Source organism: Paraburkholderia eburnea (assembly GCF_002917095.1).
GTDB lineage: Bacteria > Pseudomonadota > Gammaproteobacteria > Burkholderiales > Burkholderiaceae > Paraburkholderia > Paraburkholderia eburnea.
The window spans coordinates 586,282-610,294 of record NZ_PQGA01000001.1 but is presented as its reverse complement, the minus strand read 5'-3'; the positions used below and the strand labels follow the sequence as shown (position 1 = coordinate 610,294).

14 protein-coding genes and 1 pseudogene are annotated in these 24,013 nt (G+C 63.8%); 12 read left to right on the top strand and 3 right to left on the bottom strand.

Features of this window, described 5'->3' with window-relative positions; genetic code table 11:
* Nucleotides 1–183 precede the first annotated feature (183 nt).
* The 5 genes from leuS (at nt 184) to B0G62_RS02670 (ending at nt 6,668) form a co-directional block, all read left to right on the top strand.
* Nucleotides 184–2,778 (top strand): leucine--tRNA ligase, encoded by a 2,595-nt coding sequence (leuS, locus tag B0G62_RS02690; RefSeq protein WP_103702245.1) that lies wholly within the window; start codon nt 184–186, stop codon nt 2,776–2,778.
* Between the two features lie 112 nt (nt 2,779–2,890).
* Nucleotides 2,891–3,442: an LPS-assembly lipoprotein LptE gene (locus B0G62_RS02685; RefSeq protein WP_103702917.1), complete on the top strand. Its 552-nt coding sequence runs from the start codon at nt 2,891–2,893 to the stop codon at nt 3,440–3,442.
* Nucleotides 3,443–3,498: 56 nt separating this feature from the next.
* Nucleotides 3,499–4,728: a DNA polymerase III subunit delta gene (gene holA, locus B0G62_RS02680; protein ID WP_103702243.1), complete on the top strand. Its 1,230-nt coding sequence runs from the start codon at nt 3,499–3,501 to the stop codon at nt 4,726–4,728.
* A gap of 175 nt (nt 4,729–4,903) precedes the next feature.
* Complete coding sequence (locus B0G62_RS02675) at nt 4,904–6,175, top strand: glutamate-5-semialdehyde dehydrogenase (RefSeq protein WP_103702241.1); 1,272 nt, start codon at nt 4,904–4,906, stop codon at nt 6,173–6,175.
* Nucleotides 6,176–6,245: 70 nt separating this feature from the next.
* Nucleotides 6,246–6,668, top strand: a complete 423-nt coding sequence (locus B0G62_RS02670; protein ID WP_103702240.1) for a CopD family protein — start codon at nt 6,246–6,248, stop codon at nt 6,666–6,668.
* Nucleotides 6,669–6,700: 32 nt separating this feature from the next.
* Here the strand turns inward: B0G62_RS02670 and B0G62_RS02665 are convergent, their stop codons facing one another.
* Complete coding sequence (locus tag B0G62_RS02665) at nt 6,701–7,147, bottom strand: nuclear transport factor 2 family protein (RefSeq protein ID WP_167401170.1); 447 nt, start codon at nt 7,145–7,147, stop codon at nt 6,701–6,703.
* 788 nt (nt 7,148–7,935) lie between these two features.
* On the opposite strand from B0G62_RS02665, the pseudogene B0G62_RS32605 reads away from it, so the two are divergent.
* A pseudogene (locus tag B0G62_RS32605) lies at nt 7,936–8,070 on the top strand (ESPR domain-containing protein); the annotation flags it as partial.
* 240 nt (nt 8,071–8,310) lie between these two features.
* Nucleotides 8,311–15,174, top strand: coding sequence for a YadA-like family protein (locus tag B0G62_RS02660; RefSeq protein WP_244193078.1), 6,864 nt, complete (start codon nt 8,311–8,313; stop codon nt 15,172–15,174).
* Between the two features lie 159 nt (nt 15,175–15,333).
* On the opposite strand, the gene B0G62_RS02655 is transcribed toward B0G62_RS02660, so the two are convergent.
* Nucleotides 15,334–16,191, bottom strand: coding sequence for a MurR/RpiR family transcriptional regulator (locus B0G62_RS02655; protein WP_103702234.1), 858 nt, complete (start codon nt 16,189–16,191; stop codon nt 15,334–15,336).
* Between the two features lie 276 nt (nt 16,192–16,467).
* Here B0G62_RS02655 and edd point away from each other — a divergent pair, with 276 nt between their 5' ends.
* The 4 genes from edd to B0G62_RS02635 all read left to right on the top strand — a co-directional run bounded on the left by edd (nt 16,468) and on the right by B0G62_RS02635 (nt 21,201).
* Nucleotides 16,468–18,363 carry a phosphogluconate dehydratase gene (gene edd, locus B0G62_RS02650; RefSeq protein ID WP_103702232.1) on the top strand — a complete coding sequence of 632 codons (1,896 nt, stop codon included), beginning with the start codon at nt 16,468–16,470 and terminating at the stop codon, nt 18,361–18,363.
* A 23-nt stretch (nt 18,364–18,386) separates the two neighbouring features.
* Nucleotides 18,387–19,028: a bifunctional 4-hydroxy-2-oxoglutarate aldolase/2-dehydro-3-deoxy-phosphogluconate aldolase gene (gene eda / locus B0G62_RS02645; RefSeq protein ID WP_103702230.1), complete on the top strand. Its 642-nt coding sequence runs from the start codon at nt 18,387–18,389 to the stop codon at nt 19,026–19,028.
* Nucleotides 19,029–19,315: 287 nt separating this feature from the next.
* Nucleotides 19,316–20,677, top strand: coding sequence for a GntP family permease (locus B0G62_RS02640; protein WP_103702228.1), 1,362 nt, complete (start codon nt 19,316–19,318; stop codon nt 20,675–20,677).
* A gap of 20 nt (nt 20,678–20,697) precedes the next feature.
* Nucleotides 20,698–21,201, top strand: coding sequence for a gluconokinase (locus tag B0G62_RS02635; protein ID WP_103702226.1), 504 nt, complete (start codon nt 20,698–20,700; stop codon nt 21,199–21,201).
* Between the two features lie 69 nt (nt 21,202–21,270).
* Here the strand turns inward: B0G62_RS02635 and B0G62_RS02630 are convergent, their stop codons facing one another.
* Nucleotides 21,271–22,347, bottom strand: a complete 1,077-nt coding sequence (locus B0G62_RS02630) for a porin (protein ID WP_244193077.1) — start codon at nt 22,345–22,347, stop codon at nt 21,271–21,273.
* Between the two features lie 270 nt (nt 22,348–22,617).
* On the opposite strand from B0G62_RS02630, the gene B0G62_RS02625 reads away from it, so the two are divergent.
* Entirely contained in the window at nt 22,618–24,009 is a 1,392-nt protein-coding gene (locus B0G62_RS02625; protein ID WP_407671094.1) for an MFS transporter, read from the top strand.
* Nucleotides 24,010–24,013: the final 4 nt, after the last annotated feature.

The following is a 24,013-nucleotide window of genomic DNA, read 5'->3' as shown; positions in this document are numbered from 1 at the left end:
AAGCGCGGCCAAGTCAACGGTATAATCAGCGTTTCCCTGTAAAAACGGGGCCCTGCCCGCGTCGCGTCCGATGATCGTCAGAACATCGCGCGCCGCCGGCCCGGTGCGACAGACGCCAGAAGGCGCCGCCCGCATGCCGCCGAAGGCCCGTTTCAGCCGAATCTGCGTTTTCCCATCCACACCATGCTCGAAAAATACGTTCCCTCCGACGTCGAATCCGCCGCGCAAGGCGAATGGCGTGCCAGCGACGCTTACCGGACGGCCGAAAAAGCCGACAAGCCCAAGTTCTACTGCGTCTCGATGCTGCCGTATCCGTCGGGCAAGCTGCACATGGGCCACGTGCGGAACTACACGATCAATGACGTGATGTACCGCTATCTGCGCATGAACGGCTACAACACGCTCATGCCGATGGGCTGGGACGCGTTCGGCATGCCCGCCGAAAACGCGGCGATGGCCAACAACGTGCCGCCGGCCAAGTGGACGTACGACAACATCGAGTACATGAAGGGCCAGATGCAGTCGATGGGTCTCGCGATCGACTGGTCGCGCGAAATCGCCACCTGCAAGCCCGACTACTACAAGTGGAACCAGTGGTTCTTCCTGAAGATGCTCGAAAAGGGCATCGCCTACAAGAAGACCGGCACGGTGAACTGGGACCCGGTCGATCAGACCGTGCTCGCCAACGAGCAGGTGATCGACGGGCGCGGCTGGCGCTCGGGCGCGCTGGTGGAAAAGCGCGAAATCCCGATGTACTACCTGCGCATCACGCAGTACGCCGATGAGTTGCTGAACGACCTCGACGGCCTCGGCTGGCCGGAGCGCGTCAAGATCATGCAGCAGAACTGGATCGGCAAGAGCTTCGGCGTGAACTTCGGCTTCCCGTACGAACTCGACGGCGAGAAGAAGCTGCTGCGCGTGTTCACCACGCGCGCCGACACGATCATGGGCGTGACCTTCTGCGCGATCGCGGCCGAGCATCCGCTCGCCACGCGCCTCGCGCAGGACAAGCCGGAACTGCTGCCGTTCATCGACGAATGCAAGCGCGGCGGCGTGGCGGAAGCCGACGTCGCAACGATGGAAAAGAAGGGCGTGCCCACCGGCTTCACCGTCACGCACCCGGTCACGGGCGAGCAGGTGCCGGTGTGGATCGGCAACTACGTGCTGATGAGCTATGGCGAAGGCGCCGTGATGGGCGTGCCGGGTCATGACGAACGCGACTTCGCGTTCGCAAAAAAATACGATCTGCCGATCAAGCAGGTGATCGCGGTGGAAGGCGAAACCTACTCGCTCGACGGCTGGCAGGAATGGTACGGCGACAAGGAACGCGCGGTCACCGTCAACAGCGGCAAGTACGATGGCCTGAGCTACACGGCGGCGGTCGATGCGGTTGCGGCTGACCTGAAGGCGCAAGGCTACGGCGACAAGCAGGTGACGTGGCGTCTGCGCGACTGGGGCATCTCGCGCCAGCGCTACTGGGGCACGCCGATCCCGATCATCCACTGCCCGAGCTGCGGCGACGTGCCGGTGCCGGAAAAAGACCTGCCGGTCGTGCTGCCGGAAGACCTCGTGCCGGACGGCACGGGCAACCCGCTCGCGAAGTCGGAAGCGTTCTTGAACTGCAAGTGCCCGACCTGCGGCGCCGACGCGAAGCGCGAGACCGACACGATGGACACCTTCGTCGACTCGTCGTGGTACTTCTACCGCTACGCCGCGCCGGATGCGCAGAACATGGTCGACGAGCGCACCGACTACTGGATGCCGATGGACCAGTACATCGGCGGCATCGAACACGCGATTCTTCACCTGCTGTATTCGCGTTTCTGGGCGAAGGTTTCGCGCGACCTCGGCCTCGTGAAATTCGGCGAGCCGGCGAAGAACCTGCTCACGCAGGGCATGGTGCTCAACGAAACCTTCTACCGCGAAGACGCGTCGGGCAAGAAGACCTGGTACAACCCGGCCGACGTGACCGTCGCGCACGACGACAAAGGCCGCCCGGTCGGCGCCACGCTCAACAGCGATGGCCAGCCGGTGGTGCTCGGCGGCGTCGAGAAGATGTCGAAGTCGAAGAACAACGGCGTCGATCCGCAGGTGCTGATCGACCTGTACGGCGCGGACACCGCGCGTCTGTTCACGATGTTCGCCGCACCGCCCGAGCAGCAGCTCGAATGGTCGGGCGCGGGCGTGGAAGGCGCGAGCCGCTTCCTGCGTCGCGTCTGGTCGTTCGGCTATGCGAACGCCGAAGCGATCAAATCGCGCGCCTCGTTCGATGCGGCCACGGTCACGGACGTCGAAAAGACGCTGCGCCGCGAAGTCTATGGCGTGCTCAAGCAAGCCGACTTCGACTATCAGCGTCTGCAATACAACACCGTCGTGTCGGCGGCGATGAAGATGCTCAACGCCATCGACGGTGCGAAGGAAGCGGGCGCGGGTGTCAAGCGCGAGACCTTCGGCGTGCTGCTGCGCGTGCTGTATCCGGTCGTGCCGCATCTGACGTTCGAACTGTGGAAAGCGCTGGGTTACGCCGACGAATTCGGCACGCTGCTCGACGCGCCGTGGCCGAAGGTCGACGAAAAGGCGCTGGAGCAGTCCGAGATCGAACTCGTGCTGCAGGTGAACGGCAAGGTGCGCGGCGCCGTGACGGTCGCCAAGGATGCGCCGAAGGACGTGATCGAAGCCGCTGCGCTGGCGCACGAGATGTTCGTCAAGTTCGCGGAAGGCCGCGCGCCGAAGAAGATCATCGTCGTGCCGGGCCGCCTCGTGAACGTCGTGGTCTGATCGCGTCAGATCCGTATCTGATGTGCTCGAAGTGTTGTACGGGCGGCGCGGCGCGGGTTTTCGGACCACGCCGCGCCGCCGTTCCGAATCTGTCGCGAACCAGGGAGTCCATGTGATTCGCAGATCGTTCCTGTTGATGGCGAGCAGTGCGCTGATGCTTTCGGCATGCGGCTTCCAGTTGCGTGGGGAGCAGAACTACGCGTTCAAGCGCCTCGCCATTGTCGGCGCACCGGCGCCCGTGAGCGCGCGCCTCACGCGCATGATCGAAGGCGGCAGCGATTCGGTGGTGGTCAGTTCCGCCTCGAACGCCGACGCCGTGCTGCACGTATCCGAGTCCCGCAGTTTCAGCACGCTCACGCTGAGCTCGCTGGGCGAGGTCGAGGAGTACCAGGTCAACTATTCGCTGAATTACGCGCTGACGGCGGCGGACGGTTCGCCGTTGATCCAGCCGAGCACGATTGCGCTCAATCGCGCGATGACGTATAGCGACCAGTACTCCACGGCGAAGGTGAGCGAATCCAATCTGCTGTTCGCGGACATGCAGAACGACGCGGTCGACCAGCTTACGCGCCGCCTCGGGATCCTGAAGACGCTGCATCCGAACCCGGATCAGGTGGTGCCGGGCGTCGCGCCGCGCGCGCCGCTGCCGCCGCCGCCGCTGTGATGCGCGGCGCGGTTTTGCTCGCGGTTTTCCTTTAAGTTTTCTCTAAAGCGCACGCCATGCAACTGCGACTGGACGCACTTGAGCCGCATCTCGCCCGCGGGATGGCCGGCCTGTACGTCGTCTACGGCGACGAGCATTTGCTCGCCCAGGAGGCGTGCGACCGCATCCGGGCGAGCGCGCGCGCGGCCGGCTTCACCGACCGCTCGGTCTTCACGGTCGAGCGCGGTTTCGACTGGAGCGCGCTGCTGGGCGCGAGCCAGTCGATGTCGCTGTTCGGCGACCGCCAACTGGTGGAGTTGCGCATTCCGTCCGGCAAGCCGGGCAAGGAAGGCGCCGATGCGTTGAAGACGCTCGCGGCATCGGCCAAAGCCTCGGCGAACCCTGACGTGCTCACGCTCGTCACGTTGCCGCGCCTCGACGCGGCCACGCAGAAATCGGCGTGGTTCACGGCGCTCTCGGATAGCGGCGCGGCGATCAAGATCGATTCGGTCGAGCGCACCGCGCTGCCGAACTGGATCGGCCAGCGACTCGCGCAGCAAGGGCAGCGTGTGGCGCCGGGCGAGGATGGCCGGCGCGCGTTGCAGTTCGTCGCGGAGCGCGTGGAGGGCAATCTGCTCGCCGCGCATCAGGAAATCCAGAAGCTCGGCCTACTGTACCCGCAAGGCGTGCTGAGCTTCGAGCAGATCCACGACGCCGTGCTCAACGTGGCGCGTTACGACGTGTTCAAGCTCAACGAAGCCATGCTGACCGGCGATGTCGGCCGCCTTACGCGAATGCTCGACGGCCTGGACGGCGAGGGCGAGGCCGCCGTGCTGGTGCTGTGGGCCGTCGTCGAAGAAGTCCGCACGCTGCTGCGCATCAAACGCGGCGTCGCGGCGGGCAAGCCGCTTGCCGTGCTGTTGCGCGAGAACCGTGTCTGGGGGCCGCGCGAGCGCCTGATCGGACCGGCGCTTGCGCGTCTGAGCGAGGCGACGCTCGAGCGCGGACTCGCGCTGGCGGCGCGCCTCGACCGGCAGGTCAAGGGGCTGTCGGGGCAAGCGCGCGCCGACTGGCGCAATGCGCTGCCGCCCGACGCCTGGGATGGCCTTTTCGAACTCGCCATGACCGTGGCCGCGCCGCGCGACGCGCTTGCCGCTGGGCGTGCGACCGCGCGTTCCGCTGCGGGCGCTGGCGTCGCACCCGGACGTGCCCAGCCAGGCGGTCCTGGCGCTCCGGCCGGTCCAGCGGCTGCCGCTGCGGCCGCCGCCCGACCGCGCACCGCAGGGCCGGGACGCAGGCCAGGCTAGCTTCACGCTCGCCTCGGACCGCACTTCCGACACCTGCTTCCGCTCAAGCGCGCATGCGCCAGGCCGCGCCCAGCAAAGCCGGCGCGCTGGCCTTAAAATCGACCTAACCAGAACCGAGCCGCCTCGCCGGGCCAATCAAGCCTCGTGCCGGGCACGCCGCATCACGACAGAGACCATGGATATCGACCAGTACATGACCGACCTCGGCCGCCGCGCCCGCAAGGCTTCGCGCGCGATGGCCCGGGCCACGACGGCTTCGAAGAACGCCGCGCTCGAAGCGGTGGCGCAGGCCATCGAACGCGAGACGCAGCAGCTCAAAGACGCGAACGCCCGCGATCTTGCGCGCGCAAAGGAGAAGGGTCACGACGCGGCGTTCATCGACCGCCTGACGCTCTCGGACAAGGCGCTCAAGACGATGGTGGAAGGGCTGCGCCAGGTCGCGGCGCTGGCTGACCCGATCGGCGAGATCAGCAACCTCAAGTTCCGCCCGAGCGGCATCCAGGTGGGCCAGATGCGCGTGCCGCTGGGCGTGATCGGCATCATCTACGAATCGCGCCCGAACGTGACGATCGATGCGGCGGCGCTGTGCCTGAAGTCGGGCAACGCCACCATTCTGCGCGGCGGCTCCGAGGCGCTCGAATGCAACACGGCGCTGGCGACGCTGATCGGCGAAGGGCTGGCGGCGGCGGGCCTGCCGCAGGACGCGGTGCAGGTGGTCGAGACGGCCGACCGCGCGGCGGTGGGCAAGCTCATCACCATGACGGAATTCGTCGACGTGATCGTGCCGCGCGGCGGCAAGAGCCTGATCGAGCGCCTGATCGCCGAAGCGCGCGTGCCGATGATCAAGCACCTCGATGGCATCTGCCACGTGTATGTGGACGATCGTGCGGATCTCGCCAAGGCGCTGACCGTGTGCGACAACGCCAAGACGCACCGCTACGGCACCTGCAACACGATGGAAACGCTGCTGGTCGCGCGTGGCATCGCGCATGACGTGCTGCCGCCGTTGGGCCGCCTTTATCGCGATAAGGGCGTGGAACTGCGCGTGGACGCCGCTGCGCGCTCGATCCTCGCGGATGCGAACGTTGGCCCGCTCGTGGACGCCACGGAAGAGGACTGGCACACCGAATATCTCGCGCCCGTGCTGGCGATCAAGGTGGTGGACAATCTCGACCAGGCCGTCGAGCACATCAATCACTATGGCTCGCACCACACGGACGCCATCGTCACCGAAGACCACGACCGCGCGATGCGCTTCCTGCGCGAAGTGGATTCGGCGAGCGTGATGGTGAACGCCTCGACGCGCTTCGCGGACGGCTTCGAATTCGGCCTGGGCGCGGAGATCGGCATCTCGAACGACAAGCTGCACGCACGCGGCCCGGTGGGGCTCGACGGTCTGACTTCGCTCAAGTACGTGGTGCTGGGACACGGCGAAGGCCGTCAATAAGACGCCGGCCGGGGCGGTGCGTTCCGGTGCGCGCCGCCTGACTGCTCATTCGTTCTCAAGAAGAAAAACAATGTCGATGCTCTGGGTCAAGACGTTTCACATCGTACTGATCGCCTCGTGGTTCGCGGGTCTGTTCTATCTGCCGCGCATCTTCGTGAATCTCGCCATGGAAACCGAGCCGGCGGCCGTCAAGCGGCTGCTCATCATGGCGCGCAAGCTTTATCGCTTCATGACGATGATCGCGGTGCCCGCGCTGCTGTGCGGGCTGTGGCTGTGGCTCGTGGTGGGGATCGGGCGCGGCCAGGGGTGGATTCACGCGAAGGTGGGCGTGGTGGTGCTGCTGATCGGCTACCACGCCTATTGCGGACGCCTGCTGCGAACGTTCGAGCGCGGCGAGAACCGCCGCTCCGACAAGTGGTATCGCATGTTCAACGAGCTGCCCGTGCTGGGCATGCTGGCCGCCGTGGCGCTGGCCGTCATCAAGCCGTTCTGATTCCCGCCTGATTTTTCCGCATTCCGGGCCGCTCAGGCCCGAACGTTGCCCGCGCCCTTGCGAAGCATGCGGGCAGCGGCGACCCTCCATCCGTCCTCGCGCTTCACGAATACATCGGTGAAGCGGTATTCGATCGTCTTGTAGCCCGTTGCGGGTGTGTACCGGTTGATGCCGGTCACCACGGCGACGTCGTCGAGCACCTGTACGCGCACGTTTTCCAATACCTGGGAGCCGCCGGGCGGCAGCGCGGCGGCGGCCAGCAGATCCCGCTTGCTGCGGCGCACGTCGCCCGGAAATACTTCGAAGAACTTATCGTCGAGCAGGTCGTTGAGCACCGGGCGGTCGCCGGTTGCGGCCGCCTGGGTCCACTGATGCTCGAGTAACTCGATTTGAAGGCTTTCGGAAATGACGCCGGGCGAAGCGGGCTTCGACGCGGCAAAAGCGGAAGTCGCGAGAAGGCTGGCGACGGCGAGGATCAAGAGACGGTTCATCACGTTTCCTTGTTGTGACGGTGAAGGCGAAAGGCCTGGCGGCAAGGAAACGGATTGGGGGGCGATAGAAGTGGCACCGGCGCGAAGGGCATATGCGCGGCGCGAGGATGTGCGTTACGGCCTGGGTGGGGTGTAGAGCCTCAGCCCTGTGTCAGCGTTTCCCGACGATGAAATTCTATTTGGCTGACTTCCCTGAAGGAATAGGACAAGTCGCAAAACGAAGGAGAGGGGGGGAGTGGTTTTAACCCAACATTTACGGTCTGATTTTCTGTCGCGGCGAGAACGTCAAGACGCCCAAAAATCGAGGAAAAAATACGGGTGGGTGGTGTTGAAGATATTGGTCGTGAATGAGGTAATAAATGTCGGCTTGCGAATTATTTGTATGAATGTCTAATCTTTCGCGTAGGAATTCATGAGTATTTTAGTAATAAGGCCTGTGTATTAATGGGATTGAGCAGGTTATTTAGTTTTCGTTCTTAATTAAGCCGGAGAGAATTGAGAATTTCAGTATATCGCATGAAGCGCGGTAGAGGCAGCGGGATCGCATCGTCGCAAGCTGCGCTCATTGTCGCGGTTTTGTTTAAGAGTTCTCTTATGTTGCTTGTAGCGCCCGATTAATAGAGTGCCAAGTGTCATCGCATATTGGTTCGATTAATTCTGTCAGCTTTCTCTCATGCTGGCTGAGCCGATTTCAGTTGCGTTGTTGATGCAGGCGGCCAGGTCAATAGCACCGCCTCGGTAATTGTTTCGTCACTCGTATTTAATCAGGGCAAGTAATGAACAAGACATATCGATCAGTCTGGAACGAGTCCACGGGGACTTGGGTTGCCGCGCAGGAGAATGCGCGGGGGCGTGGGAAGAAGACCGCGAAAACACTTGTGACGAGCGGGGCGCTTTTGGCCACAGGTATGGGTCTCCTGGCATTTGCTCCGTCCGCCATGGCGGGTGTGTACGCCTGCAACTCGAGCGGCGGGAACGGTTATGGCACGGGGCTGTGGCCTCAGTCTACTGCCGGCACGTACAGTGGCTCGATTGGCAATTGCCAATCCGGAAACGCCAGCGGCGTAATCCTCGACGAGGCGGTGAACAGTTGGCCGGTTGCAGGCCAGGCGGCGATTTATGTCGGCTCTTCTGTGTCGAATGCAACAGGCGTGGTTACGCTCCTGGGGCCATCCGGCATCAATCTGACTGGCGCGACCCTGACCAGCGGTCTCGCCACGTTCACGGCGGGTGCCAACCTGTCGGGCACGAAGATCACTTCGCTTGCGAACGGGACTGTGTCGGCTGCCAGCACGGACGCGGTGAACGGTTCGCAGCTCTATGACGTCACGAATAAGGGCACCAAGTACTTCCATACGAACTCGACCCTGGCCGACTCGTCCGCGACGGGCGCAAACAGCACGGCGGTCGGCCCCCAGGCCATTGCAGCGGGTGCCAATTCGATCGGTATGGGGCCGAGCGCGGCTGCGGGCGGCGACTATTCTGCGGCGATCGGCAATGCGGCTTCGACCTCGGGCCTTGGTGATACGGCGTTGGGCGCCTCATCGAAGGCGGCTGGCGGTGGCGCGTTTGCAACCGCAGTGGGTTCGTGGGCGCAAGCGGGCGCGGCGGGCGCGACGGCGATTGGCGGTTATGCGAACGCAAGCGCAGCCGGCGCTACGGCGGTGGGCGACCACGCGCAGGCAACGACGCCGAATTCGGTGGCGCTGGGCAATAACGCGGTGACTGGGACGGCGGTAAAGGTCCCGGACTATGTGATCAGGGGTGTCGATTACACGTTCGAGGGTTCTCAGCCCACTGGCGTCGTGAGCGTGGGTGCGCCTGGCGCGGAACGTCAGATCACGAACGTCGCGGCAGGTCAGGTGAGCGCACAAAGCACGGATGCCGTAAACGGCTCGCAGCTTTTTGCGACGACTCAGGCGCTGGAGAATCTGACGGGATTTACCACCAACGCAGTGAGCTACGACGATAGCAGCAAGAAAACGCTAACGCTTGCTGGTGATGGCGGTACGACCCTCACCAATCTGGCGCCGGGCGCGGTGTCGTCCACCAGCACCGACGCCGTCAACGGTTCGCAGCTTTACCAGGCGACCACGACCATCAACAACACGCTGACCACCGCGGGGTGGGGAGCGCAGGCAGCATCCGCCGATCCGGGCCATCACGAGATGGGTGGCTTTATCATCGATGCGAACGGCAACGTCAGCAATCCTGCGGTGCTCTACGTTCCGAATACGACCGGCACGGCGAATCCGCAGATCGTGCTCGATCCAGGCCAAGGCAATAGCGCCTACTTTGTGAACGGCGACCGCGCGCAAGGCTATTTGCCGAAGGGCACGGTTATCAGCAATGTGGCGGATGGTGTTCAGGATACCGATGCGGCCAACGTTGGCCAGGTTGCCGATATGATTGCATCGCAACTTCCCGGCAACCAACCTGTGCAGGCGCCCCGTCCGCTGATGGCGGCCAGGTTGCTGGGCGCTTCACAGGGGTCGGGCGTTGATCTTTCGACGGCGAATGGTTTGCCATACAAGACCGCAGCGTATTACTCGCAGGTACGAGGGACCGGTAACGCCAGCGGCTCCACGTCTCCAACCGATGTGGCGCGTGCGAACGGAGCCGGCAGCATCGCCATTGGCTCGAACACGGAAGCGGACGCTGGCGGCAGCACCGCCGTAGGCATCCAGTCCCTCGCAACCGCGAACGATTCGGTGGCGCTGGGTTCGGGGTCCGTGGCGAATGTGGCAAATACGATTTCGGTGGGCAGTGACGGTACGGCGACGCGTGCCGTGGTCAACCCCGACGGTAGCACGAGCTATGTGTCAAGTCAGGCCAATACGCGCCGCGTCGTGAACATGGCCGCAGGTCAAAACGACACCGATGCGGTGAACGTCGCGCAACTCAAGGGCGTAACGAATGCGCTGGGCGGTGGCGCTACTGTGAACGCCGACGGCTCGATTACAGCGCCGTCCTACGCGGTGGCCGGCGGTACGTTCAGCGATGTCGGCAAGGCTCTCGCTGCCATGGACATCACTACGGGCGCGCTCTCCAACAGCGCCGTGAAATACGACACGTCGATGCACGACAAGGTGACGCTGGGCGGCACGGGTGCGACTACGCAAGTGAAGCTGACGAACGTTGCCGCGGCAGACATCAGCAACGCCTCGAGTACCGACGCGGTGAACGGTGGGCAACTGTTCGCGACGAACCAGAACGTGTCGAGCCTTGCTGGGGCGGTGACTACCATCCAGGGCGACGTGACGAACCTGTATGGCAAGGTTGCGGATTCGGTGCTTTACGACTCGTCGGCGCATAACAAGGTGACGCTGGGTGGGGCGCAGGCAACGGCGCCTGTCGTGTTGACGAACGTGGCCGCTGGCGCGCTGAACGCATCGAGCGCCGACGCGGTGAACGGTGCACAGCTGTATGCGCTGGGTGCGACGACCGACTCGTCGGGCAACGTGACCAACGCGTTCGTTACCTATGACGACACATCGAAGGCGAAGGTGACGCTCGGCGGCGCGGGTGCGACCACTCCGACGCTCCTGACGAACGTTGCCTCGGGAGACATCAGCAACGCTTCGAGTACCGATGCGGTGAACGGTGGGCAACTGTTCGCGACGAACCAGAACGTGTCGAGCCTTGCTGGGGCGGTGACTACCATCCAGGGCGATGTGACGAACCTGTATGGCAAGGTCGCGGATTCGGTACTTTACGACTCGTCAGCGCATAACAAGGTGACGCTGGGTGGGGCGCAGGCAACGGCGCCTGTCGTGTTGACGAACGTGGCCGCTGGCGCGCTGAACGCATCGAGCGCCGACGCAGTGAACGGTGCACAACTGTATGCGCTGGGTGCGACGACCGACTCGTCGGGCAACGTGACCAACGCGTTCGTTACCTATGACGACACATCGAAGGCGAAGGTGACGCTCGGCGGCGCGGGTGCGACCACTCCGACGCTCCTGACGAACGTTGCCTCGGGAAACATCAGCAACGCTTCGAGCACCGACGCGGTGAACGGTGGGCAACTGTTCGCGACGAACCAGAACGTGTCGAGCCTTGCTGGGGCGGTGACGACCATCCAGGGCGATGTGACGAACCTGTATGGCAAGGTTGCGGATTCGGTGCTTTACGACTCGTCGACTCACAACTCGGTGACCTTGGGTGGGCTTGATTCGACTGTGCCGGTGGCGTTGCACAATGTTGCGAGCGGTTTGACGGCGAACGACGCCGTGAACGTGAGCCAATTGACGTCCGCCGGCTTCCAGGTTGACCCTTCCACGGGAAGCGTGCTGAACAAGGCCGTTACATATGACGAAGGCTCCATTGCCTCCGGCTCACCCACCGTTACGCTGGATCCTGGCACCGGTAACAGCATCTACTATCGCAACAGTAACCGCGACGATGGTTTGCTGCCCAAGGGTACCGTAATCAGCAACGTGGCAAGCGGTATCCAGGACACGGATGCGGCTAACGTTGGCCAGGTGTGGGATATCCTGAACGGTCAGGACAATACCCAGGCCACAGTCAACGTGATGGCGCCCCAGGGATTGCTCAGGTCACCGTCTGGCGCTCTGCTGGGGGCGTCGGCGGGTTCGGGCGTTGATCTCTCGACTGCAAATGGCGCGCCGTACAAGACGGCAGCGTATTACTCGCAGGTACGGGGTACGGGCAATGCCGTGGGCTCGACGTCCCCAACCGACGTAGCGCGCGCGAACGGTGCCGGTAGCATTGCAATCGGCTCGAACACCGAAGCGGACGGCGGCGGAAGCACGGCAGTGGGCGTTCAGTCGCTGTCGACGGCGAACGACGCGGTTGCGCTGGGCTCGGGTTCGGTGGCGAACCTGGCGAACACGGTTTCTGTGGGTAGCGACGGCACCGCAACGCGTACGGTGATCAATCCGGACAACAGCGCAACGATCGTGCAGAGCCAGGCCAACACGCGTCGGATCGTCAACATGGCGGCAGGTCAGGCAGACAACGACGCCGTTAACGTATCTCAGCTCAAGGGCGTGACGGCGGCGCTGGGTGGCAATGCCAGCGTGAACGCGGACGGCTCGATTGCGGCGCCGGTCTATGACGTGGCAGGTGGTAACTATTCGGACGTGGGCTCCGCACTGACGGCGTTGAATGAGAAGCAAGGAGGTTCGCCCGACGCGGTCGTGTACGACACCTCGGCACACGACAAGCTGACACTGGGTGGCACGCAGGCAAAGGCGCCTGTCACATTGACGAATGTGGCCGCGGGCGATATCAGCAATGCATCGAGCACCGACGCGGTGAATGGCGGGCAACTGTTCGCGACGAACCAGAACGTGTCGAGTCTTGCTGGGGCGGTGACGACCATCCAGGGCGATGTGACGAACCTGTATGGCAAGGTTGCGGATTCGGTGCTTTACGACTCGTCGGCACACGACTCAGTGACCTTCGGTAACGCCGGTACGCCGGTCGCGCTCCACAACATCGCGCCGGGTGCGGTGAGCGGATCGAGCAACGATGCGGTAAACGGCTCGCAGCTCTATGGCCTGGCTTCCAGTACCGCGAAGGCGTTGGGTGGTTCGACTGGCGTGAACGCGGACGGCACAATCGGCGTGCCGACCTATGATCTCTCGGGTCATACGTACAACGACGTTGGGTCGGCGCTCGTAGCCGTCATGGATGTCGCGAAGGGTGGCGGCGCAGATGCAGTCGCGTATGACACGCCGGTACACGATAAGGTGACGCTCGGCGGGACGCAGGCAACGGCGCCTGTCGCGTTGACGAACGTGGCGAACGGCGCGGTGAGCGCGTCGAGTGTCGATGCGGTGAACGGTGCGCAGTTGTATGCGCTTGGGGCGACGACTAATCCGTCGGGCAATATCACCAATGCATTCGTCGCCTATGACGACACGTCGAAGGCAACGGTAACGCTGGGTGCCGCGGGTGCGACCACACAGACGCTCCTGACGAATGTGGCCGCGGGCAATATCAGCAATGCATCGAGCACCGATGCGGTGAATGGCGGGCAACTGTTCGCTACGAACCAGAACGTGTCGGATCTCGCGGGTGCAGTCACCAACTTCGCTGGCGACGTGACGAACCTTTACGGCAAGGTCGCGGACGCGGTGCTGTACGACTCGTCGGCGCACGACTCAGTGACCTTCGGTAACGTCGGTACGCCGGTCGCGCTCCACAACGTCGCGTCGGGTGCGGTGAACGGATCGAGCAACGATGCGGTAAACGGCTCGCAGCTCTATGGTCTGGCTTCCAGCATGGCGTCGGCGTTGGGTGGCAAGTCGTCGGTCAATACGAATGGCACGATCACGGCGCCCACCTATGTCGTGCAAGGCAACCCTTATAACGACGTTGGTTCGGCGCTCGCTGCGGTTGTAGCCTATGCCGGTAGCGGTTCCGTGGATGCGGTGATGTACGATTCGACGACGCACACCAAGATCACGCTGGGCGGTTCCGTTGCGACTAGCGCGGTTCAGTTGACGAATCTCGCGAATGCCACGCAGGCAAGCGATGCTGTCAACCTCGCACAGCTCGAGGCGATGGGGGCAAACGTCGACGGCTCGGGTAACGTGACTAATGCGTTCGTTGCGTACGACGATTCGTCCAAGGCCTCGGTGACATTCGGCGGCGTGGGTACGACCAATGGCGTGGTGCTGCACAACGTCGCTGCCGGCGCGCAGGATCTGGATGCCGTCAACGTCGCGCAGTTGAAGGCCGCAGGCTTGAACGTCGACACATCGGGTAACGTGCTGAACGCCTTCGTCGCCTACGACGACACCTCGAAGTCGTCGATCACACTCGGCGGTGTAGGTACGTCCAGCCTGGTCGCGCTGCATAATGTGGCGAACGGATCGGCGGCTAACGATGCGGTGAACGTCGCCCAACTTCAGGCGATGGGCGCGGTTATCGACCCCTCGGGTAACGTGACCAATGCGTTCGTTACGTACGACGACTCGACGAAGAGTTCCATCACGTTTGGCGGTGTAGGTGCGTCCACGCCGGTCAAGCTGCATAACGTTGCTGCCGGTGCCATTTCGTCGACCAGTACCGACGCCGTGAATGGTGCGCAGGCTTACAACATGGCAGCAAGCACGGCCAGCGCATTGGGCGGGGGTTCGACGGTGCAGGCTGACGGTTCGATCTCGACGCCAACGTACAACATTGGAGGCACAAGCTTCAACAATGTGGGTGGTGCGCTCACGAACCTCGACGGCCGGGTCTCGACTATCGAGACCACGGTGACGAACATCGCGGGCTCGGTGGCCAATGCAGTCCAGTACGACTCGTCGGCCCATGACAAGGTCACGCTGGGTGGCACGGACTCCTCGTCGCAGGTCAAGCTCACCAATCTGCAGGACGCTGATCTGACTGCCACGAGCACGGATGCCGTGACGGGCGAGCAGTTGTACGCGACGAACCAGAACGTTACCAACCTGACCCAGTCGGTTCAGAACATCACGAACAATGGTTCGCAGTACCTCTCGACCAATACGACGAGTGGTGCGGCTTCGGCAACCGGGGCTGGCACGATCGCAGTGGGCGGTGGGGCGGCGGCGTCGGGTACCAACTCGACGGCCATTGGCGAAAAGGCTGCGGCCACGGGCAACAACTCGGTCGCGCTGGGTGCAAACTCGGTCGCGAACGAGGACAACACCGTGTCCGTCGGCTCGCAAGGCAACGAGCGCCGCATTACCAATGTGGCGAACGGCGTCAACCCGACCGATGCGGCAAACGTGGGTCAGCTCCAGAGCGGTTTGAACTCGCTCCAGACCGGCATGAACTCCGTGGCGCGTAACGCCTACAGCGGCGTCGCGGCGGCGACTGCACTCACCATGATCCCGGATGTCGATGCAAACAAGACCATCGCGGTGGGTGTCGGTACCGCCAACTTCCAGGGCTACCAGGCCACGGCGTTAGGTGTGTCGGCGCGCGTGACCCAGAACCTGAAGGTCAAGATGGGTGCGGGTTACAGCACGAGCGGGGGCGCTACGTGGGGCGGTGGCATGTCGTACCAGTGGTAATCGCCTGATGGCGGAAGCGGTGCAGTCTGGCCGCTTCCTGCAGGCGTTCTTCAGTCTACGTTCGGCCTCGCGGCTCGAACGCCAAAGCGGGCTCCCTCTGGGCGCCCGCTTTTTTATTGCGCGGCTGATCGATTACACCGCGACATGCGCCGCCGTTCGTCATCCATTCGGATCGAGTCTGCGCTTTGCGATGATGTCTTTCGCGTCGGCGAGCTTTTCAGCCAGTTCGGGCCCGCGCTGTAGCGCCACGCCCACAGCCAGGATGTCGCCAATGGCGAGATGCGAGGTGCGCGAGGTCATCGGCGAAAAGACGTCGGTGTCTTCATCGACGTTGGCATGCAGGCCCACACTCGCGAGCCGCGCGAGCGGCGAGGTGCCATGGGTGATGGCGACGACTTTCGCACCGCGATCAAGCGCAGTGCGCGCCGCGTCCACCACATCGCGCGTGCGTCCAGTATTTGAGATGGCGACGACGACGTCGCCGGGTCCGAGCAGCGCTGCTGACATCAGGAAGGTGTGCGGGTCCGAGTAGGCGACGCTCGGCATGCCTAGCCGGAAGAACTTGTGTTGCATGTCCTGCGCCGCGATGCCCGAGCCGCCCGCGCCGTAGAACTCGATGCGCGAGGCGCGCGCGAGCAGGGTGATGGCGGCGCCCAGCGCATCGGTGGAGAGATTGTTGCGCACCTGTATGAGGGCGCCGATGGTGCGTTCGAGCACTTTGGCCGCGACGCCCGGCACGGGTTCGTCGGGCCGCACGTCCCGATAGACGGCGGGCAGTTCGCTTGGCAGATCGCTGGCCACAGCCTGTGCGAGGCGGATCTTGAACTCGCGAAAGCCGGAGAACCCGAGCGCATGGCAGAAGCGCGCGATGGTCGGTTGACTCACGCCCGCGCGTTGCGCGACTTCGGTCATCGAAAGGTCGAGCAGTTCGCGCGGCGCTTCGACGATGTAATCGGCGAGCTTGCGCTCGGATGGGCGCAATTGCTCGCGAATGGCTTTCACCTGGGACAGCAGCATCAGGAAACTCGCACTATGCTGGAAGATCCGTGGACTATAGCGGATCGGTGGCGATGTACAAAAACTACAAGAATCGGTTTCGCAAAGCAATCCGGGTTTTGCATAGATCCGCCACTGTGCTTTAGGTAAAGGCTTTTGAAGCATTTGCAACACTCCGAACCAGGGCAAAACCGGGATTGCGATCGTGTAGTTTTTCTACTAACATCGCGCCATCGCTGACTGGACCGCGTGATGTGTCCCCGAGCGTCCCCGCGAGATAAAAAGGAAGGAGATTCGATGGTTTCCCCGCATTCGCAATTGATGAAGGTCACGCAGCGCGTGATCGAGCGCAGCAAGCCGACCCGCGAGGCCTATCTCGCGCGCATCGCTGCGGCCCAGGATCGTTTCCCGGTGCGCGGCGCGCTCTCCTGCGCCAATCTCGCGCACGGTTTCGCCGGTCTCGAAGGGCGCGACAAGTTCGCCATCAAGGCGATCCGCGAACCGAACATCGGCATCGTCTCGTCCTATAACGAGATGCTCTCGGCGCACGCGCCCTACAAGGATTTCCCCGAGATCATCAAGAAGGCCGCCCGCGAAGGCGGCGGCGTCGCGCAGTTCGCGGGCGGCGTGCCGGCGATGTGCGATGGCGTCACGCAGGGCAACGCGGGCATGGAGCTGTCGCTGTTCTCGCGCGAGGTGATCGCGATGAGCACGGCGGTCGCGCTGACACACAATATGTTCGACGCGGCGCTGTGCCTCGGCGTGTGCGACAAGATCGTGCCGGGCCTGTTGATCGGCGCGCTGCAGTTCGGCCATCTGCCGACCATCTTCGTGCCCGCCGGCCCGATGACCACGGGTATCTCGAACGACGACAAGGCCAAGGTGCGCCAGCAGTTCGCGACCGGCCAGTGCGGACGTGAAGCGTTGCTCGAATCCGAAGCCGCCGCGTACCACGGTCACGGCACCTGCACGTTCTACGGCACGGCCAACAGCAATCAAATGTTGATGGAAGTCATGGGCCTGCATTTGCCGGGCTCGGCGTTCATCCATCCGCATACGCCGCTGCGCGACGAACTCACCGCTGCCGCCGCGCGCCGCGTGCTCGAACTGACGGTCGAACGCGGCAACTACACGCCGATCGGCCATGTGGTCGATGAAAAGGCCGTGATCAACGGCATCGTCGCGTTGATGGCCACGGGCGGCTCGACCAATCACACGCTGCACCTCGTGGCGATGGCCCGCGCGGCGGGCATCCTGATCGACTGGAACGATTTCGACGAGCTTTCGGCGTCGGTGCCGCTGCTCGCGCGCGTCTATCCGAACGGCAAGGCCGACGTGAATCATTTCCACGCGGCGGGCGGCATCGCCTTCCTCGTGCGTGAACTGCTCGATGGCGGCCTGCTGCACGAAGACGTCAAGACCGTGGCGGGCGAAGGCCTGCGCCACTACGCGCAGGAACCGAAACTGCTCGACGGCAAGCTCACGTGGGTGCCGGCGGTGGAGAAGAGCGCCGATCTCGCGGTGCTGCGTCCGCTGCCCGAGCCGTTCCAGCCGGACGGCGGTTTGCGCCTGATGCAGGGGCGTCTGGGCCGTGGCGTCATCAAGATTTCGGCGGTCGCGCCCAATCACCGCACGGTGCGCGCGCCGGCGATCGTGTTCGATTCGCAGGAAGCCGTGCAGGAAGCCTTCGATCGCGGCGAGCTTGAACGCGATTTCGTGGCCGTCGTGCGCTTCCAGGGCGCGCGCGCCAATGGTATGCCGGAGCTGCATCGCCTTACGCCGCTGCTTGGCGTGCTGCAGGACAAGGGATTTCACGTGGCGCTCGTGACGGACGGACGCATGTCGGGCGCGTCGGGCAAGGTGCCCGCCGTGATCCACGTGTCGCCGGAAACGCTGCTGCACGGCCCGATCGGCAAAGTGCGCGATGGCGATACGATCGTGATCGATGCCGTAGCCGGTGTGCTCGACGTCGAAGTGGACGATGCCGAATGGGACGCGCGCCCGGTCGCGCTGCCCGCGCATCAGGAAAGCAACGAAGTGGGCTTCGGCCGAGAGCTGTTTGGCGTGTTCCGCGCCGCGGCGGCGCCGGCGGAACTGGGTGCGACGGTGTTCGGCCCGCTGGTCGGCGAGGTCCATGCGCCGTCGGCTTCGACCGTCACCCCCGCAGCGCACGCAGCCCACGCGACGAACTGAATTCATCATCAAGGAGCCTGAACATGGCAACAAACACGGTGGCCGACATTGTCCGCCTCGGCCCGGTGATCCCGGTGCTGGCATTCGAAACGCCCGAGCAGGGCGAGCACGTCTCGCGCGCGCTGCACGCGGGCGGCGTCAAGGTGCTGGAAATCACGCTGCGCACGGCGGCGGGCCTTGAGGCGATCGAGCGCGCGGCGCAGATCGCACCGGATATCGTCGTCGGCGTGGGCACGATCACGAAGCCCGAGCACTGCGCGCTGGCGAAGAAAGCCGGCGCCCAGTTCGGCGTTTCGCCGGGGCTGACGCGCGAGATCCATCAGGCTTCGCTCGACGCGGGCCTGCCGCTGCTGCCGGGCGTGATGACGCCGACCGACATCATCGTCGCGATGGAACTCGGCTACGAGATCGTCAAGTTCTTCCCGGCGGTCCCGGCCGGCGGCCTGAACATGCTGCAGGCGTTCCACGGCCCGTTCCCGACGCTCAAGTTCTGCCCGACGGGCGGCATCAGCGCCGAAACCGCCACGAACTTCCTCGCGCTGCCGAACGTGGTCTGCGTGGGCGGTTCGTGGCTCACGCCGAAGGCCGCGCTCGCCAACCAGGATTGGGCCGAAGTGACGCGCCTCGCGCGCGCCGCGAGCGAGCTGTCGCGTCCGGTGCGCTGATTGCCGGGCACATCGAGCACGCCGCGCTGACCCGGCAAGCGTTCGCGCCCCGAATTTAGCGCGCCGAATCAGTGCTTTAGCGCCGATACGCAATACGAGCCGCGCAGGCCGCGCCCATTGGGCGTGAGGCCTGCGCGGCTCGCTCGTCTTTCGAGCAGACAACGCCGAAAGCCGTTATAACCTCTACAATCTCGGCCCGGCGACGGCCGACCCCTTCCGCCCGGAGCGCATCGAGCGTCGCCGCGTGGCCGCGGAAGGGAATGAACAACTACCTGGAGAGGAGCCTCATGGGAGTGGCCCACGGCAGCTCGCTGCTGATTTACGCGCTCGTCGCGATTGCTGCGTTGATCTTCATGATCACGCGCCTGAAGGTTTATCCGTTTCTCGTCCTGATCATCGTTTCGCTGCTGCTGGGCCTTGCCAGCGGCATGCCGATGGATCAGATCGTCAAGTCGTTCGAGACCGGCAACGGCAACACGCTCGGCCACATCGCAATCGTGGTGGGTCTGGGCACGATGCTCGGCAAGATGATGGCCGAGTCGGGCGGCGCCGAGCGCATCGCCACCACGCTGATCCGCTGGTTCGGCGAGAAGAACATTCACTGGGCGATGATGTGCGTCGCCGTGATCGTCGGCTTGCCGGTGTTCTTCGAAGTCGGCTTCGTGCTGCTGATTCCGATCGCGTTCAACGTCGCCAAGCGTACCGGCAAGTCGCTGCTGCTGATCGGCCTGCCGATGGTCGCGGGTCTGTCGGTCGTGCACGGTCTGATTCCGCCGCACCCGGCCGCGCTGCTGGCCGTGCAGGCGTATCACGCCGATATCGGCCGGACCATTGCCTATGGTCTGATCGTCGGCATCCCGACGGCGATCGTCGCCGGTCCGCTGTTCGCGCTCTTTATTCATCGCCACATCAAACTGCCGGAAAACAATCCACTGTCTGCGCAATTCGTGAGCAAGGCCGAACCGAAGCCCGATAGCGAACTGCCGGGCTTCGGCGTCACGCTCTTCACGATCCTGCTGCCCGTGATCCTGATGCTGATCGGCTCGTGGGCCGATCTGGTCTTCACGCCGAAGACGCTGCCGAACAGCCTGTTGCACTTCATCGGCACCTCGGATGTCGCGCTGCTGATCGCGGTGCTGGTAAGCTTCTGGACCTTCGGCGCGTCGCGCGGTTTCAACCGCGAGCAGATCCAGAAGTTCTGCGGCGACTGTCTCGCGCCGATCGCCGGCATCACGCTGATCGTTGGCGCAGGCGGCGGGTTTGGCCGCGTGCTGATGGACAGCGGCGTGTCGAAGCAGATCGTCGATCTCGCGCAGACGGCGCATCTGTCCCCGCTGCTGCTGGGCTGGCTGGTGGCCGCGCTGATCCGTCTCGCGACGGGTTCGGCGACGGTGGCGATGACGACGGCCTGCGGCATCGTCGCGCCCATCGCCACGGCGGCAGGTGTGACCGTGCAGCCTGAATTGCTCGTGCTGGCCACGGGTTCGGGTTCGCTGATCTTCTCGCACGTCAACGACGGCGGTTTCTGGCTGATCAAGGAATATTTCGGCATGACCGTGGGTCAGACGTTCAAGACCTGGTCGCTGCTGGAGACCATCATTTCGCTGCTGGGCCTCGGACTGACGTTCGCGCTCTCGGCAGTGGTGTAACAGGTAATGGAGCAGTAGAGATGATTCTGATTGCAATGGGCGTGTCGGGCGCCGGCAAGACGCGCATCGGCGAGATGCTGGCCGAGCGCCTCAAGTGCACCTTCACCGACGGCGACGCTTTTCACAGCGAAGCCAACAAGAAGAAGATGCACGACGGCATTCCCCTGACCGACGACGACCGCTGGCCCTGGCTGCGCACGATCCGCGTGGCGATCGAGGAAAAGCAGCGCGCGCACGAGACGGCCGTGTTCACGTGCTCGTCGCTCAAGCGCTCGTATCGCGACATCCTGCGCGGCGGCGACCATGACGTGTGCTTCGTCTATCTGAAGGGCTCGTACGAAGTGCTGCACGAGCGCCTGGCCACCCGCACGGGCCACTTCTTCGATCCGTCGCTGCTGCAAAGCCAGCTCGACACGCTCGAAGCGCCGGGCACGGACGAAGCGATCATCGTGAGCATCGAGCTTACGCCCGAGCAGATCGTCGACGATGTGCTCAAGCAACTGGAAGCGCGTCGCGTGGGCTGATCGCCCGGTCGCGCTCTCAAGGACAGAAAAGCCCCGGCTGCGTGCCGGGGCTTTTTGCTTTCTGGCGCCTCAGAACGAGTGAGTGATGCCGACGTGCGCAAGCAACTGCGATTGCGTCGACGAATTGCCGTTCGGATAGGTCGCCGCCGTCGCGCCTTCGCCGGATGCCTTCTGATACGTGAGCGTCACCTGCACCTGCGTGCGCTTGGAGAGCGAGTACAGATTGCCCGCCTCGATCGAGTTCCAGTGGTCGCCGCCCATGCGCGAATACGTGTAGTTGAGGGTGAGCGCTTCGGCCGCCGTGAAGCGGTAGAGCAAACCCACGTCCTGATTCTGCATGTGCGTCGAGGCGCTGGCACCCTTGATGTCGGTGCGCGTGTAGAGCGCATTGGCCAGAAGCGCGTCGGTGATCTTGTAGGTCGCGCCGATGCCCAGGTTGTTCACCTCGTTCGACTGGAACGTCTTCGTGGCCGAGAGCGTCTGGCCGAGGAAACTCGTGAAGCCAAAATAGGTGTACAGGTCGAGCACGCGCTGCTTCGTCGTCATGTAGGTGACGCCGGCGGAGAGCGGCCCGTTGTCGTAGCTCAGATAGCCGCCGCTCGTGTGGCCGGTCGCGTCCGAACCCGTGAAGCCGTACATGGCGCCCGCATGGAAGCCGTAGAAGTCCGGGCTGCGGTATTTCACGGCGTTCTCGATCTGATAGCCGTTGGTGAGGCTGTCGAGGTTGCCCGCGTGGAACGCATACAGGTTGCGATTCCAGAAGGCGTTCGAATAGCGGATCGCCACATCGTCCATCAGATCGGACTGACGGCCGAACGTGAGTGTGCCGTACGGCGTTTCCAGGCCCACATAGGCGTTGCGGTCGAACAGCGTGTTCGACTTGATGAGGTTGCCCGTGTTGATGTTGAAGCCGCTTTCGAGCATGAAGATGGCCCGGTAACCGCCGCCGAGATCCTCCTTGCCCGTGAAGCCCCAGCGCGTGGGCGAACCGATGCCCGACGCCGTGCCGAAAGACGAACCGCCTTTCTTGTTGTTGATGTAGGTGAGCCCGGAATCGACCTGTCCCCAAAGCGTGACCGAACTCTGCGCCTGGGCGAGCGAGCTGACCAGCAAGCCGCAGCCCGCGAGAAAAAGCGTTTTTTTCATGTTGTTAACCGTGGAGGCGCGAGCGCAGCCCGCCGAAAAGCAGCCGGCTGAACTCACATTGACCATAGGTGGACGTTTTGTTTTTATTTGGACTTGTTTCGGCCAAATCATAGAAGCGTCTTTTGCGCTTTATCAAGTAAAAAATTAATTTTTCTAGACTTGACCGGCTGTTTCCTGAGTCATAGGATCGCCATCCATGGTTTTAGTTAACCACTAATGGTTGATCGGCTCGCGTCCGTCCTTGCCGATTTCCCCATCCGTTCCCCCTGCATGGAGAGAGACACCGTGGCCGCCACACGAACCACCCGCGTGCGATACCTGATGCTGTTCCTGGTGTTCGTCGGGACCGTCATCAACTACGTGGACCGCGCCAACCTGTCGGTGGCCGCGCCGCTGCTCAAGCACGAATTCGGCCTCGGGCCGGTCGAGATCGGCGTGCTGTTTTCCGCCTATGCGTGGACCTATGTGATCGCCAATATTCCCGGCGGTTGGGTCGTCGATCGCTTCGGCTCGCGCGCCATGTACGCGCTGGCCGTGCTGGTCTGGTCGGCGTTCACGCTCGCGCAGGGCTTCGCCGGGCGTTTCGCGACGATCTTCGGCCTGCGCCTGGGCGTAGGCGTGGCCGAGGCGCCGACGTTCCCCGTCAACAATCGCGTCGTGTCGATCTGGTTCACGCAGCGCGAGCGGGGCACCGCCACGAGCGTCTATCTGGTCGGCCAGTACATCGGCATGGCGGCGCTCACGCCGGCGCTGTTCTGGGTCGCGCACGCCTTCGGCTGGCGCGCGATCTTCTGGGCGACAGGGGCGGTCGGCATCGTCTGGGCGGGCGTGTGGTATCTGCTTTATCGAGACCCTGAGCAGTGCTCGTGGGTGAGCGAGGCCGAGCTTGCGTATATCCGCAACGGCGGCGCGCTGGTCGGCTCGAACCAGGCGGGCGCGGCGAAAGCGCAGCCGCAGAAGTTTCCGTGGCGCAAGCTCGCCACCGTGTTCCGCAACCGCCAGATCATCGCGATCTGCATGGGCAAGTTCGCGTCGCTCTCGTCGCTGTACTTCTTCCTGACGTGGTTTCCGAGCTACCTCATCACCGAGCGCCACATGACCGTGCTGAAGGCGGGCGGCATGACCGCGGTGCCGTTCATCGCGGCGTCGATCGGCGTGGTGGCGGGCGGCACGCTGTCCGACTTTCTGCTGCGCCGCGGCGCGAGCGTGGGCGCCGCGCGCAAGACGCCGATCATCACCGGCCTGCTGCTCGTGCCGACCATGACGCTTTCCCTGCTCACCGACAGCAACGCCGTGGTGATCGCCATCATGTCGTTCGCGTTCTTCGCGCAGGGCGTGGCCTCGGCGTCGTGGTCGCTGATCGGCGATATCGCCCCGAAGAGCATGATCGGCATCACGGGCGGGGCGGTGAACTTCGCGGGCAACCTCTCTGGTATCGTTACGCCCATCGCGATCGGCTTCATCCTGCGCGAGACCGGTTCGTTCGGCTGGGCGCTCGGGCTCATCAGCGTGTTCGCCGTGATGGGCGCGCTGGCCTACACCTTCCTGCTCGGCGAAGTGAAGCGCATCGACATCGGCGACGAGGCCGTGGCGGACCTGCCGGGCGCGGCTTCCCGCCCCGGCGCCGAACGCCATGAAGCCACGCCTTCCACGCAGGACTGAGTCC